Origin of the sequence: Amycolatopsis sp. 195334CR, from assembly GCF_017309385.1 — a bacterium.
In the GTDB taxonomy this organism is placed as follows: Bacteria; Actinomycetota; Actinomycetes; order Mycobacteriales; family Pseudonocardiaceae; genus Amycolatopsis.
Genome location: NZ_JAFJMJ010000004.1, coordinates 48512 through 62039, shown reverse-complemented (window position 1 = coordinate 62039; position 13528 = coordinate 48512). Strand labels below are relative to the sequence as shown.

The following is a 13528-nucleotide window of genomic DNA, read 5'->3' as shown; positions in this document are numbered from 1 at the left end:
GAATTCAGACCCAGGGCGCTAGGCTGGGCGCCATGACCGGCCGTGCCCCACTCCGCGAGCGCAAGCAGCAGCGCGCGCGGGAGCAGATCGTCCGTGCCGCGTTCGAGCTGTTCGCCGAGCGCGGGTTCGGTGAGGTGACCGTGACGGACATCGCCGAGCGGGCCGAGGTCGGGCGGACCACGTTCTTCCGTTATTTCGGTGACAAGCAGGAGGTCGTCTTCGCCGACGAGCAGGACCTGCTCGACGTGCTCGCCGAGCGCCACCGCGCGTCGATCAGCGGGACGGCGCCGGGGCTGGAGGAAGCACTCGCGCAGATCCGGCTGGCGGTGCTGGCGGTGTGCGCGGAGGCGACCCGCGACGCCCAGCACTTCCGGCGGCACGAGCGGTTGCTGCGGGAGAACCCGGAACTGCACGACCGCGGCAACCGCAAGCTCCAGCGGTTCACCGAGACGATCACCGAGAACCTGCGCGAGGCGGGTGCCACGCCGATGGTCGCCGCGCTGGCGCCGCAGCTGGCGCTGGCGTGCTTCAACGCGGGCAGGCACCTCGGCGAGGAGGACCCGGACCGCCTCACCGGTGCCGTGGACGCCGCCTTCGCCGCCCTGGGCGCGGCTCGCTTCGAGATGCCGTGAAGGTGGCTTTCACTGCGGATTCCGCTGTGAAAGCCACATTCACAGCGCGCGGGCCGTCGCTTCAGGAGGAGGTTTTGTAGGTGCTCCAGCCGCCGTCCACCACGAGTGACGCGCCGGTGATGAACGAGGCGTCGTCCCCGGCGAGGAAGGCGATGGCGGCGGCGACCTCCTCCGGGCGCCCCAGGCGGTTCTGCATGGTCTGCGCGGCGCTGGCGGCACGGTCTTCCTCGCTGATGCCGTCCCAGGCGGCGGTCAGCACCGGCCCCGGCAGCACCGAGTTCACCCGCACCTCCGTGCCGTATTCGGCGGCGAGCTGGCGCGCGAGACCGGTGAGCCCGGCCTTCGCCGAGGCGTAGGCGGCCCGGCCCGGCAACCCGGTCAGCGCGTGCACCGAGGACGTCAGCACCACCGCACCCCGCGCGTTCCGGCGCAGATCGTCCAGGCACGCCTTGAACCCGAGGAACGCCCCGGTCAGCGTGACGCCGAGCTGCCGCTCCCACGAAGCGAGGCTCATTTCGTGCGCGGGCACCACTTCGACCGTGTAGGCGTTGCTCACCAGGATGTCCACCGGCCCGAGCCGTTCACGGCACCGCGCCACGGCGGCGGCCCAGTCGGCCTCGGAACTGACGTCGCAGCGCACGCCGATCGCCCCGTCGATCCCGGCCGCGACCTCGTCGACCACGGGATCGACGTCGAGCAACGCGACCGCGACCCCGTCGGCGGCCAGCCGGCGGGCGGTCGCCTCGCCGATGCCCCGCGCCGCCCCGGTGATCACCGCGACCTTCACCGCACCCACCTCAGACCGTCGTCCGCAACGGGCCGCCGTGGTAGGTGATCGCGTCGCCGAAGGCGGCCACCAAGTCCACTTCGGACTCTTCGGCGATGGCGTACTCCCGGTGCAGGTTCAGCACCAGTCGTTCGCCGTCGGCCCAGCCGGCGAACTCGCCGAGGTCGCACCGCCGCGCCGCGTCCAGCGGGGTCAGGCCGTCGCGCCGCCCGGCGGCCGCGGTGTCCAGCACCAGCCGGTAGTACGCGCTCAGCTTCTCGAACACCTCCGGCACGTCCTCGGCGCGCATCAGCGGCCCGTGCCCCGGCACCAGGTGCTCGGCTCGGAACGACGCCAGCCACTCCAGCGAGAGCAGCCCGCCCTCGCACGAACCCATGCCCATCATCGGGGTCAGCCCGTTGAACACCAGGTCGCCGGTGAACAGCACCTTCTCGCCCGGCAGCCAGACGACCACGTCCCCGCCGGTGTGCGCCGGATAGCCGGGGTGGTGCAGTTCGATCCGCCGGTCCCCGTTGTGCACCACCAGTTCGGTGGTCATCGTGACGTCCGGCAGGCGCCGCGTCACCGGGCCCCAGTCGGGTCGCGGCGTCCACACCGGCGGGCAGTACTCCAGCAACGGGTCCACCGCGAGCGCCGCGCGCATCGCCTCGTGCCCGATCAGCACGGTGGATTCGGGGAGCAGGCTGTTGCCGTAGCTGTGATCGCCGTGCTGGTGGGTGTTGACCGCCCAGCGCGGGGTGGCCGTCCCGGTGGCTTCGGCGGCCAGGCCGAGGAACCGGCGCGTGCGCTCGGCGGTGGCGCAGGTGTCCACCACGAAGGTGCCGCCGTCCCCGGCGATCACCCCCGCGTTGTTCACCCACCAGGTGCCGTCCGGCTGGACGTAGGCGTGCACGCCGTCGGCGATTTCGGTGAGCTCGCCGGAATCCGGTCCCATGCGGACCACCCTATCGGCACCGTTCCGGCTTGCGCTGGAGCGCGCTCCAGGTCCTAGCGTGAAACCGAAAATGAGCCCCAGCCGCACTGAGGAGACCGGTACATGGAACTCGGCTTTCACCTCCCCATCTTCGACATCGAGGGTGGCACCACCGCCATCGCCGGTGAGCTGGCCCGCGTGGGCACCGCGGCCGAAGCGGCCGGGGCCACCTGGTTGTCGTTCATGGACCACTACTTCCAGATCGAGCCGGTCGGCCTGCCCGCCGAGGCGAACATGCTGGAGGGTTACACCACGCTCGGCTTCCTCGCCGCGCACACCACCACCATCGACCTCGGCCTGCTGGTCACCGGCGTGACCTACCGCCACCCCGGCCTGCTCGCCAAGATCGTCACCACGCTCGACGTGCTCTCCGGCGGCCGCGCGGTGCTCGGCCTCGGCGCGGCGTGGTACGAGCGCGAGCACCACGGCCTCGGCGTGCCGTACCCGCCGGTGGCCGAGCGGTTCGAACGGCTGGAGGAGACCCTGCGCGTCTGCGGGCAGATGTGGGACCCGGCGGACAACGGCCCGTTCGAGGGCAAGCACTACCAGCTCGCCGAAACGCTGTGCTCCCCGCAGCCGATCAACCGGCCCAAGGTGCTCATCGGCGGCGGCGGTGAGCGCAAGACGCTGCGGCTGGTGGCGCAGTACGGCGACGCGTGCAACCTGTTCGGCAGCTCGCCGGAGGACGTCCGGCACAAGCTCGACGTACTGCGCCGCCACTGCGACGACGTGGACCGCGACTACGCCGCGATCCGCAAGACGATCATCGCGAACAACCCGCGCCCCGAACCCGCCGACCTGGACGAGTTCGTCGCCTCGATGAAGCCGTACGCCGACCTCGGCGTGGAAGCGGTGATCGTCACGCCGACCACCGGGTCCCCGGCCGCGTGGATCGACGGCATGGCCCCGGCCGTTCCCCGGCTCGCCGAACTCAGCTGAGCACCACGCTTTCCAGTTCTTCGGTCATCGGCCGGGTGTGCGCCCGCGCGCGGGCGGTCAGCTCGGGTCCGGCCAGTTCGACGCTGCCCACGTCGAACAGCGGCTCCGGCGCGTACTCGGCCTGCAGGATCGCTTCGCGCGCGAGGTCGTCGCCGTAGATGTCCTGGATGAGGCGGAAGGCGATTTCGAAACCGCCGGTGGCCGGGCCCGCGGTGATCCGGTTGCCGTCCTCGACCACGTTGCCCGCCTGGTGGGTCGCCCCGTAGTGCGCCAGCAGGTGGGTGGCGTGGAAGTTGGTGGTGGCGCGGTAGCCCTTGAGCAGCCCGGCGGCGCCCATCAGCAGCGCGCCGGTGCAGGAGGCGGCCACCCAGCGGGCGCGGCTGCCGCGGTCGGCCAGGAACGCCAGGGTTTCCTCGTCCCGGAAGACCGCCGCCGGGACCGCGCCGGCGAACAGGATGTCCACCTCGCGCGGGCAGTCGACGAAGCTGGTGGTGGGGCGGGTCGGGAAGGTGGGCACGCCGGTCAGCTCGTCGGTGTTCTTCCAGACCAGGTGGAGCTTCACCCCGGGCAGCAGGCCGAAGGTGGTGTGCAGGCCGATGATGTCCACCGGCATGAAGCCGGGCGCGACGAGGATCGCCACGGTCACCTCGGGCATCGACGAGTCGGGCATGGGCAGGGTCATGAGGGCCTCCTCGGTAGGTCGGACCCGACCAGAGTATCAGCCAAACTTACAGTCCGACTGATACACGGGACGCGAAGGTGGCTTTCGCGTCCCAGGCGAGGGGCGCTCAGGGGAAGGGGAGCAGGCTTCGCGTGAAGTCGCGGACGGTGGTCTGCTGCTGCGCGGTGAGGCCGTCGAGGAGGTCCGCGTCGATCCGGTCGAGCGCGGCCGCGACCTCGTCGAGCAGTTCCCGGCCCCTGGCGGTGACTTCGAGCCGCGCCCGCCGTCCGCGTTCGACCGGGGAGTCCGCCACCGCACCGGCTTCCTGGAGCAGGCGGACGGTGGCGTGCATGCTCTGCGCGGTGATCCCCGACCGCCGCGCCAGGTCGCTGTAGGACAGGTCCGGCCGCCGCGCGAGGTGGCCCAGCGCGCCGAGGTGGCGCAGCGTCAGGCCGTGCGGGGCGAGCGCGTCCTCGATCCGCCGCTGCGCTTCCCGCCCGGCCGCCACCAGGTTCATCGCCAGCGACGCGGTCAACCTCGGTGCGTCCCCGTCTGCCATCCGCCCGCTTCCTCCTGCCGTCACCGGCGGCATGATCTCACGCCGGCCGCGGTTCTGCGCCAGACTGCCGGGTGTGCTCCTCCGCCAACTCGAATACCTGGTCGCGCTGGCTCGCGAACGCCACTTCGGCCGGGCCGCGCAGGCGTGCCACGTCTCCCAGCCGTCGCTGTCCGCGGCGATCCGGACGCTGGAGCGGGAACTGGGCACCCCGCTGGTCCACCGCGGCCGCCGCTTCGCCGGGCTGACCCCCGAGGGCGAGCGCGTCCTGCTGTGGGCGCACCGGATGCTGGGCGAGCGCGACGCGCTGCTCGCCGATCTCGCGGTGATGCGCCACGGCCTGACCGGCACCCTGCGCATCGGCGCCATCCCGACCGCGCTCACCGCGGTCTCCCTGCTCACCGCGCCGTTCTGCGCCCGCCACCCGCACATCCGGATCGCCCTGCACTCACTGTCCTCAAGGGACATCGTGCACGAGCTGGCGGAGTTCGAACTGGACCTGGCACTGACCTATCTGGACGGTGAACCGCTCGGCCCGGTGCGGCGGCTGCCGGTGTACGAGGAGCACTACCTGCTGCTCGCCCCCGAGGACAGCGAACTCGCCCGCGCCGGGAGCGCGACCTGGGCGCAGGCCGCCGCGGTCCCGCTGTGCCTGCTGTCGGAGCGCATGCGCAACCGCCGCATCCTCGACGAGATCTTCGCCGCGAACGGGGCCACCGTGGCCCCGGCGATCGAGACCGATTCGGTGGCCGCGCTGTACGCGCACCTCGCCACGCGCACCTGGTACAGCGTCATCTCCCACGCCTGGCTGCACATGTTCGGGGTTCCGGCGGGCATGCGGGTGCTGCGGCTGCACGGCACGCCGCAGGCGCCGCGGATCGGGCTGGTGGTCCCCCGCCGCGACCCGGAACCGATGCTGGTGCGGGCGTTCACCGAATCCACGCGGCAGGTCGATGTGCGCGGCGAGCTGGACCGGCTCGCCTCGGACCAGCTCGGTTCATAGCTCCCGGCTATCTCACCATCGAAGGAAACGCTTTGACCAGGGGAAAAACCGCCGAGACGCTGGAGGGAGCCCACTACCGAGGAGCTGTCCCATGGCAAAGGTGCTTTGCGTGCTCTACGACGACCCGGCGACCGGCTACCCCGCCACGTACCCGCGGGACGACCTGCCCCGCATCGACCGCTACCCCGACGGGCAGACGCTGCCCACCCCGCGGGAGGTGGACTTCACCCCGGGGCACCTGCTCGGCAGCGTGTCCGGGGAACTGGGTCTGCGGACCTTCCTCGAAAGCCGCGGCCACACGCTGGTGGTGACCTCCGACAAGGAGGGTCCCGATTCGGTGTTCGACCGGGAGCTCGCCGACGCGGACGTCGTGATCTCCCAGCCGTTCTGGCCCGCCTACCTGACCGCGGAGCGGATCGCGCGGGCGCCGAAGCTGAAGCTCGCGATCACCGCGGGCATCGGGTCCGACCACGTCGACCTGGACGCGGCCATCGAGCACGGGGTCACCGTCGCGGAAGTGACCTACTGCAACAGCATCAGCGTCGCCGAGCACGCGGTGATGATGATCCTGTCGCTGGTGCGCGACTACCTGCCCGCGCATCGGATCGCGCGGGAGGGTGGCTGGAACATCGCCGAGGCGGTGTCGCGGTCGTACGACGTCGAGGGCATGCACGTGGGCACGGTGGCCGCCGGGCGGATCGGCACCGCGATCCTGCGGCGGCTCAAGCCGTTCGACGTGCACCTGCACTACACCGACCGGCACCGGCTGCCCGCCGAGGTCGAACGCGAGCTGGGCCTGACCTTCCACGAGAGCGCGGCGGACATGGTGCCGCACTGCGACGTGGTCACCGTCAACGCGCCGCTGCACCCGGAAACCGAGGGCCTGTTCGACGACGCCCTGCTCGCCGGTATGAAGCGCGGGGCGTACCTGGTGAACACGGCGCGGGCGAAGATCGCCGATCGGGACGCCGTGGTGCGGGCGCTGGAGTCGGGGCACCTGGCCGGGTACGCGGGTGACGTGTGGTACCCGCAGCCGGCGCCGGCGGATCACCCTTGGCGCACCATGCCGCACAACGGGATGACGCCGCACATCTCGGGTTCGTCGCTGTCGGCGCAGGCGCGTTATGCGGCCGGGACGCGGGAAATCCTGGAGAACTGGTTCGACGAGCGGCCGCTGCGGGAGGAGTACCTGATCGTCGACGCCGGAAAACTGGCCGGGGTGGGTGCCCACTCGTACTCGACCCGCTGACCCGCCACGCTACCGGGACACCGCCGCCACTGGTCCTACCGGTGCGGCGCCGAGCCGATCGCCGCCGCCTGGTCCTATCGGGGCGGCGCCGACCCGACCGCCGCTGCCAGGTCCTATCGGGGCGGCCCCGACCCGATCGTCGTTGCCAGTACTCGGATCTGCGCCGGGCCCACCTGGCAGCAGCCGCCGATGAGGCGGGCGCCCTGGTCGACCCAGTCCCCCACCGGGCCGAACGCCGGGGCGCCCCGCCACGTCCTGGCGTCCGCGTCCCACTCCTGGCCGCTGTTCGGGTAGACCACCACCGGCTTGCCGGAAACCCTTGCCGCCAGGCCGATCGCCGTGCCGGTGTCGTCCGGCGAACTGCAGTTCACCCCGGTCGCGAAGATCCGGTCCACCCCGGCGGCCACGGCGAAGGCGTCCGCGAGCGGCTGCCCCGCCCTGGTCCGCGCACCGTCCACAGTGTACGAAAGCCAGGCGGGCACGTCGTACTCGCCGACGAGTTCGGCGAGTACGACGGCCTCATCCACACCCGGGATCGTCTCCACGGCCAGGAAATCCGGCTCGGCGGCCACCAGGACGTCGAGCCGTTTCCGGTGGAACGCGGTCAGTTCGGCCGCGGTCAGGCCGTACCGCCCCCGGTACTCCGCGCCGTCCGCGGTGATCGCCCCGTACGGCCCGACCGAAGCGGCCACCCGCAACCCCTCCCCCACGCGGGCCGCGGCCTCCCTGGCGAGTTCGACGCTGCGCCGCAACGCTTCCGCCGTCTTCGCCGCGCCGATCCCCGCGGCGGCGAACCCCTCGAAGCTGACCTGGTAGCTCGCCGTCGTCGCGATCCGCGCCCCGGCACGGAAATACGCTTCGTGCGCGGCGACGATCGCCTCCGGTTCGTCGAGCAGCAACCTCGCCGACCACAGCGAACCCCCGAGATCGTGCCCGGCGTCGGCCAGCTGGTTGGACAACCCGCCGTCGAGCACCACCGGCCGCGTCCTGAAGTCCATCACGCGGTCCAGGGTAGACGGCCGGGTCAGCAGGCCGCGCAGCGCAGGAACGAGCGCACCTGGAACGGCGTGTTCGAGTTCGTGCTCTGGCGCGGCAGTTCCGCCCGCTGCTGGCCCGACTCCCCGCACGGCCGCGACTGCATGGTGATGTTGACGTTGGTGTTGTTGGTCATCGAGTAGGCGTAGTTCGGCGGCCCGACCAGGTTCCAGCAGCCGTCGTCGCCGTGCACGCCGCCGCCGCGCTGGCCGTTGCAGTCGCTCTGGCTCCACCAGCAGATCCAGTTGCCGGGGCAGTCGTCTCCGGCGGGTGCCCAACGGCCCGCCGCCGGGAGAAGTTGCTGGGACGGGCGGGGACTTTCCCGGGTTTCCGCCTGCGCTGAAACCGCTAGTCCAGCTGGATGATGCGGGTCAGCGTTTCGCCGGTGGTGGCGGCGGTGGCCTGGTAGAGCAGCCGTGGCACGGCGTCGCGCAGGGCGCGGACCGCACGCGATGGTTCCACGTCACGCCGGTAGGCCAGCCGCACGGTGCGGGTCAGGCCGGGCGGGCCGAAGCGCGTGATGCGGAACCGGTCCCCGACCACCGTGCCCGGGACCACCGCCAGCCCGATCCCGGCCCGCACGAACTCGAGCACCGCGTCCATCTCCCCGCCCTCGATGGCGAAATCCGGCTCGAACCCCTCGGCGCGGCAGGCGTCCATGGTCGCCTCGCGCAGGTCGTAACCCCGGCGGAACATCACCAGCGGATGACCGCGCAGATCCCGGATCTTCATCCGCGCGCCCGTCATCGGCGCCGGCGCCTCCTTCGGCGAGATCACCACCAGCTCCTCGACGAACAACGGCACGGTCGAGAGCCGGTGGTCGTCGTGCACCCGGGAATCCACGATCATCGCCAGGTCCAGCGTGCCCTCCGACAGCGCCGCCTGCAGGTCCCGCGAACCGCCCTCCTGCAACACCAGCTCAATGCCCGGGTACTTGCCGCGAAATGTCGCCAGCAGGCGCGGTAGCACCCCGGTGCACAGGCTCGGCGTCGCCCCGAACCGCACCCGGCCGCGTCCCAGCTCGTCGAGTTCGCGCACCGCCCGGTAGGCCGTCTCGGTCTCGGCGAGGATGCGGCGGGCGAACGGCAGCAGCGTCTCGCCCGCCTCGGTGAGCGTGACGTTGCCGCGGATGCGGTGGAACAACGTCGCGCCGACGTCCCGTTCGAGCGCCTTGACCTGCTGCGACAGCGAGGGCTGCGCCACCCTCATGCGCTCGGCGGCCTGGGTGAAGTGCCGCGTCTCGGCCACCGCCACGAAGTACGCCAGCTGCTGGAACTGCATACCTCATCATAGGCATAGCCTCTCGTCACCAGAGTTAAGATCTGTTTGCCCTCTGGACCGACCCCGGCTTACCGTCGAACCGTGGTACTCGCACCCGCGAAAGCAGCGTCGAAAACGACGCGAAAAAGCCCGGCGTTACTGGACTTCTGGCGCTCCACCATCGGCAAGAAGGTGGTGATGGCGGTCACCGGGCTGCTCATGGTCGCCTTCCTGCTGGCGCACATGGTCGGCAACCTGAAGATCTTCTTCGGCCCGGCCGAGTTCGACGCCTACTCCGCCTGGCTGCGCACCATCGGCGGGCCCGTGCTGCACCACGAGTGGTACCTGTGGATCCAGCGCACCGGGTTGCTGATCGCGCTGGTCCTGCACATCACCGCGGCCGCCCAGCTCTCCCGGCGCGACCGGAAGGCGCGGCCGGTGCGTTACGTGCACAGCAGGCGCCCGCGCGCCACCTTCGCCACCCGCACGATGCGCTGGGGCGGGGTGATCATCGCCTTCTACGTCGTCTGGCACGTGCTCGACCTGACCGTCGGCGCGGTGCACCCCGGCTTCGTGCCGCACCACCCGTACCAGAACGTGGTGACGAACTTCCAGGTGTGGTGGATCAACCTCATCTACTTCGTCCCGGTGATCCTCGTCGGCCTGCACATCAACCACGGCTTCTTCAGCGCCGCGCAAACCCTCGGCGTGCACCACCCGGCGCGGCGGCGCGCGCTGAAGATCACCGGGTCGGCGCTCGCCTTCGTGATCACCGCGGGCTTCCTGCTGGTGCCGATCGCCGTGATGACCGGGATGGTGGAGTGACATGCACGAGTACGAACTCGGTGAGCCGATCGCCGACGGCAAGGCACCGGGCGGCCCGATCGAACGCCGCTGGGACGAGCGCAAGTTCACCGCGAAGCTGGTCAACCCGGCCAACCGCCGCAAGCACCGGGTGATCGTGGTCGGCACCGGGCTGGCCGGGGGTTCGGCCGGGGCCACCCTGGCCGAGCAGGGCTACCACGTGATCCAGTTCTGCTTCCAGGACTCCCCGCGCCGCGCGCACTCGGTGGCCGCGCAGGGCGGGATCAACGCCGCGAAGAACTACCGCAACGACGGCGATTCGGTGTACCGGCTGTTCTACGACACGGTCAAGGGCGGCGACTTCCGCTCCCGCGAGTCCAATGTGTACCGGCTGGCGGAGATCTCCGGGCAGATCATCGACCAGTGCGTCGCGCAGGGCGTGCCGTTCGCCCGCGAGTACGGCGGACTGCTCGACACGCGGTCCTTCGGCGGGGTCCAGGTGCAGCGCACGTTCTACGCGCGCGGGCAGACCGGACAGCAGCTGCTGCTCGGCGCGTACCAGGCGCTGTCGCGGCAGATCGACGCGGGAAACGTGGAAATGCACGCGCGCACCGAGATGCTCGACCTGATCGTGGTCGACGGCCGGGCCCGCGGCATCGTCGCGCGGGACCTGATCACCGGCGAGGTGACCAGCCACCTCGCCGACGCCGTGGTGCTCGCCACCGGCGGGTACGGCAACGTGTTCTACCTGTCCACCAACGCCAAGGGTTCCAACGCCACGGCGATCTGGCGGGCCCACAAGCGCGGCGCCTACCTGGCCAACCCGTGCTTCACCCAGATCCACCCGACCTGCATCCCGCGCTCGGGCGAGCACCAGTCGAAGCTGACGCTGATGAGCGAGTCGCTGCGCAACGACGGGCGCATCTGGGTGCCGAAGAAGGCCGGGGACGAGCGCCCGCCGAACCAGATCCCGGAGTCCGAACGCGACTACTACCTCGAACGGCTCTACCCCAGCTTCGGCAACCTGGTGCCGCGCGACATCGCCTCGCGCGCGGCGAAGAACCAGTGCGATGCCGGGTTCGGCGTCGGCCCCGGCGGGCTCGGCGTCTACCTGGACTTCGCCGACGCCATCGCGCGCCTGGGCCGCCCGGCCATCGAAGCCAAGTACGGCAACCTCTTCGACATGTACGAGCGCATCACCGCGGAGAACCCGTACGAGGTGCCGATGCGCATCTACCCGGCCATCCACTACACGATGGGCGGGCTGTGGGTCGACTACGACCTGCAGACCACCGTGCCCGGGCTGTTCGCCATCGGGGAGGCCAACTTCTCCGACCACGGCGCCAACCGCCTCGGTGCCTCCGCGCTGATGCAGGGCCTGGCCGACGGCTACTTCGTGCTGCCACCGGCGATCAACGACTACCTCGCGAGCGGCACCTTCGAACCGGTGGCGCCCGGTGAAGTGTCCGAAGTGGAGTCCGAGGTGCGCACGCGGGTGGACCGGCTGCTCGCCGTGCGGGGTGATCGCACGGTGGACTCGTTCCACCGCGAGCTGGGCATGCTGATGTGGGACCACTGCGGCATGGCCCGCAACGAAACCGGGTTGCGCAAGGCGCTCGAACGGCTTCCCGCGCTGCGCGAGGAGTTCTGGCGGCGCGTGCGCATCCCCGGCAGCGGAGCCGAGCTGAACCAGGAACTGGAGAAGGCCGGGCGCGTGGCCGACTTCCTCGAATTCGGCGAGCTGATGCTGCTCGACGCACTGGTCCGCGAAGAGTCCTGCGGCGGGCACTTCCGCGAGGAGCACCAGACGCCCGAAGGCGAGGCGCAGCGCGACGACGAGCGGTTCAGCTACGTCGCCGCCTGGCAGTACGGCGAGGAGAAGCCGGTGCTGCACAAGGAAGATCTCGAATTCGACTACGTACACCCCACCCAGCGGAGTTACACGTGAAGCTCACCGTGCGCGTCTGGCGCCAGTCCGGTCCGGCCGACGAGGGCGGCATGGTCACCTACCCGGTCGACGACGTCAGCCCGGACATGTCCTTCCTGGAAATGCTGGACGTGCTCAACGAGGAACTCATCGAGCACGGCGAGCAGCCGATCGCCTTCGACCACGACTGCCGCGAGGGCATCTGCGGTTCCTGCGGGGTGGTGATCAACGGCGAGGCACACGGCCCCGAGCGCACCACCACCTGCCAGCTGCACCTGCGGTCCTTTCGCGACGGTGACGTGATCGACGTGGAACCGTGGCGGGCCAAGGGTTTCCCGGTGGTCAAGGATCTGGTGGTGGACCGGTCGGCGTTCGACCGGATCATCGGCGCCGGCGGGTACGTCACCGCGCCCACCGGCGCCGCGCCCGAGGCGCACGCCACCCCGGTGCCGAAACCGGACGCCGACCTGGCCTTCGACAACGCCACCTGCATCGGCTGCGGGGCCTGCGTGGCGGCCTGCCCGAACGGCTCGGCGATGCTGTTCACCGCGGCGAAGGTGACGCACCTGAACGTGCTGCCACAGGGTTCGCCGGAACGCGAGCAGCGCGTCCTGGACATGGTCGAGACGATGGACGCCGAGGACTTCGGCGGCTGCACGAACGTCGGCGAGTGCGTGGCGGCGTGCCCGAAGGGCATCCCGTTCACCAGCATCGCCAACCTCAACCGCGAGTTCCTCCGCGCCTCGCGACGCCGTTAGTCCTCGGGCAAAGCGCGGGGCGCGGTCGCGAGCACGTGCCGCCGGAAGGATTCGCTGACCGGCGGCAGGTCGCGGCCGGCCAGCCAGGCGATGCCGATGTCCCGCGCGCAGACCACATCGGACACCCGCAGGTGCGGAGCCGGGTGCTCGGCCGGGGACGGCGGGAACATCGCGGTGTGCGGCAGCGGCAGCAGCGAGACGCCGAGCCCGGCCGTCACCAGCCCGCGCAGGGTCTCCACCTCGTCGCCCTCGAAGCCGACGAGCGGGCTGAACCCGGCTTCGGCGCACAGCGCCTCGGTGGTGTCGCGCAGGCCGTACCCCTTGCGCAGCAGGATGAACGGCTCCTCGGCGAGTTCCGCGAGCCGGATCTGGCGTCGCCGGGCGAACCGGTGGTTCGGCGGCACGGCCACCCGCAGGGGCTGGACCAGCAGGCGCTGCCAGGTGATCCGCGAGTCGCCGGGATCGCCGCTGGTCAGCACCAGGTCGGCGGTGCCGTCGAGCAGTTCCGCGGTCAGCCCCGCCTCACCGTGCTGGCGCAGGTCGAACCGCACGCGCGGGTGGCGCCGCCGGAACCCGCTCAGCACCGGCGGCACCAGCCAGGTGCCCAGCGTGTGCAGGAACGCCAGCGCCACCACGCCGGTGTCCGGGTCGACCAGCTCGCCGACCGCCCGCACGCCGAGTTCGTAGCTCTCCAGCACCGCGTCGGCGTGCTGCTTGAACGCGCGCCCGGCCGGGGTCAGCCGCAGCGCGCGGCCGGAGCGCTGGAACAGCTCGGCGCCCACCTCGTGCTCCAGCCGTTTCAGCGCGCGGGAAAGCGCCGGTTGGGTGACCCTCGCCCGGGTTGCCGTCTCGGTCACCGTCGCCCCTTCGGCGACCTCCCGAAACAGGCGCAGCACTCGCAGTTCCATGCGATCCATAGTCTCAGTGCATCGATCCGGTGAGGA

General features: G+C 71.1%; 15 protein-coding genes. 7 read left to right on the top strand and 8 right to left on the bottom strand.

The window, feature by feature from the left end; translation table 11 throughout:
* The first annotated feature begins 32 nt into the window (after window positions 1-32).
* Window positions 33-632: a TetR/AcrR family transcriptional regulator gene (locus JYK18_RS44040; RefSeq protein ID WP_206810170.1), complete on the top strand. Its 600-nt coding sequence runs from the start codon at window positions 33-35 to the stop codon at window positions 630-632.
* Window positions 633-693: 61 nt separating this feature from the next.
* Here JYK18_RS44040 and JYK18_RS44035 read toward each other — a convergent pair whose 3' ends face one another.
* A complete protein-coding gene (locus tag JYK18_RS44035) occupies window positions 694-1419 on the bottom strand; it encodes an SDR family NAD(P)-dependent oxidoreductase (protein WP_206810168.1) in 726 nt (241 codons plus the stop codon).
* 10 nt (window positions 1420-1429) lie between these two features.
* A complete protein-coding gene (locus JYK18_RS44030; RefSeq protein ID WP_206810166.1) occupies window positions 1430-2353 on the bottom strand; it encodes an MBL fold metallo-hydrolase in 924 nt (307 codons plus the stop codon).
* 102 nt (window positions 2354-2455) lie between these two features.
* Between JYK18_RS44030 and JYK18_RS44025 the strand changes: the two genes are divergently transcribed.
* On the top strand, window positions 2456-3331 hold the full coding sequence (locus JYK18_RS44025; RefSeq protein WP_206810164.1) for an LLM class F420-dependent oxidoreductase: 876 nt from the start codon (window positions 2456-2458) through the stop codon (window positions 3329-3331).
* Here the strand turns inward: JYK18_RS44025 and JYK18_RS44020 are convergent.
* The gene (locus tag JYK18_RS44020) at window positions 3324-4013 is read right to left on the bottom strand and encodes a DJ-1/PfpI family protein (protein ID WP_206810162.1); all 690 of its coding nucleotides are present in this window, start codon (window positions 4011-4013) and stop codon (window positions 3324-3326) included. The two genes, JYK18_RS44025 and JYK18_RS44020, sit on opposite strands and share 8 nt — an antisense overlap.
* Window positions 4014-4119: 106 nt before the next feature.
* Window positions 4120-4551 carry a MarR family winged helix-turn-helix transcriptional regulator gene (locus JYK18_RS44015; protein ID WP_206810160.1) on the bottom strand — a complete coding sequence of 144 codons (432 nt, stop codon included), beginning with the start codon at window positions 4549-4551 and terminating at the stop codon, window positions 4120-4122.
* A 73-nt stretch (window positions 4552-4624) separates the two neighbouring features.
* Here JYK18_RS44015 and JYK18_RS44010 point away from each other — a divergent pair, with 73 nt between their 5' ends.
* A complete protein-coding gene (locus JYK18_RS44010; RefSeq protein ID WP_206810159.1) occupies window positions 4625-5551 on the top strand; it encodes a LysR family transcriptional regulator in 927 nt (308 codons plus the stop codon).
* A 91-nt stretch (window positions 5552-5642) separates the two neighbouring features.
* On the top strand, window positions 5643-6800 hold the full coding sequence (locus JYK18_RS44005) for an NAD-dependent formate dehydrogenase (protein ID WP_206810158.1): 1158 nt from the start codon (window positions 5643-5645) through the stop codon (window positions 6798-6800).
* A gap of 113 nt (window positions 6801-6913) precedes the next feature.
* Here the strand turns inward: JYK18_RS44005 and mmuM are convergent, their stop codons facing one another.
* The 3 genes from mmuM to JYK18_RS43990 form a co-directional block, all read right to left on the bottom strand.
* The gene (mmuM, locus tag JYK18_RS44000) at window positions 6914-7798 is read right to left on the bottom strand and encodes a homocysteine S-methyltransferase (protein WP_206810776.1); all 885 of its coding nucleotides are present in this window, start codon (window positions 7796-7798) and stop codon (window positions 6914-6916) included.
* A 26-nt stretch (window positions 7799-7824) separates the two neighbouring features.
* Window positions 7825-8028: a hypothetical protein gene (locus JYK18_RS43995; RefSeq protein ID WP_206810157.1), complete on the bottom strand. Its 204-nt coding sequence runs from the start codon at window positions 8026-8028 to the stop codon at window positions 7825-7827.
* Between the two features lie 155 nt (window positions 8029-8183).
* A complete protein-coding gene (locus JYK18_RS43990) occupies window positions 8184-9116 on the bottom strand; it encodes a LysR family transcriptional regulator (protein ID WP_206810156.1) in 933 nt (310 codons plus the stop codon).
* Between the two features lie 81 nt (window positions 9117-9197).
* On the opposite strand from JYK18_RS43990, the gene JYK18_RS43985 reads away from it, so the two are divergent.
* The 3 genes from JYK18_RS43985 to JYK18_RS43975 are packed head-to-tail and all read left to right on the top strand — an operon-like array spanning window position 9198 to window position 12584.
* Window positions 9198-9920, top strand: coding sequence for a succinate dehydrogenase cytochrome b subunit (locus JYK18_RS43985; protein ID WP_307796354.1), 723 nt, complete (start codon window positions 9198-9200; stop codon window positions 9918-9920).
* A 1-nt stretch (window position 9921) separates the two neighbouring features.
* Window positions 9922-11847 (top strand): fumarate reductase/succinate dehydrogenase flavoprotein subunit, encoded by a 1926-nt coding sequence (locus JYK18_RS43980; protein WP_206810155.1) that lies wholly within the window; start codon window positions 9922-9924, stop codon window positions 11845-11847.
* The gene (locus JYK18_RS43975) at window positions 11844-12584 is read left to right on the top strand and encodes a succinate dehydrogenase/fumarate reductase iron-sulfur subunit (RefSeq protein WP_206810153.1); all 741 of its coding nucleotides are present in this window, start codon (window positions 11844-11846) and stop codon (window positions 12582-12584) included. The genes JYK18_RS43980 and JYK18_RS43975 overlap by 4 nt, the downstream gene beginning before the upstream one ends.
* Here JYK18_RS43975 and JYK18_RS43970 read toward each other — a convergent pair.
* Window positions 12581-13492 carry a LysR family transcriptional regulator gene (locus JYK18_RS43970; RefSeq protein ID WP_206810152.1) on the bottom strand — a complete coding sequence of 304 codons (912 nt, stop codon included), beginning with the start codon at window positions 13490-13492 and terminating at the stop codon, window positions 12581-12583. The genes JYK18_RS43975 and JYK18_RS43970 overlap by 4 nt on opposite strands.
* Window positions 13493-13528: the final 36 nt, after the last annotated feature.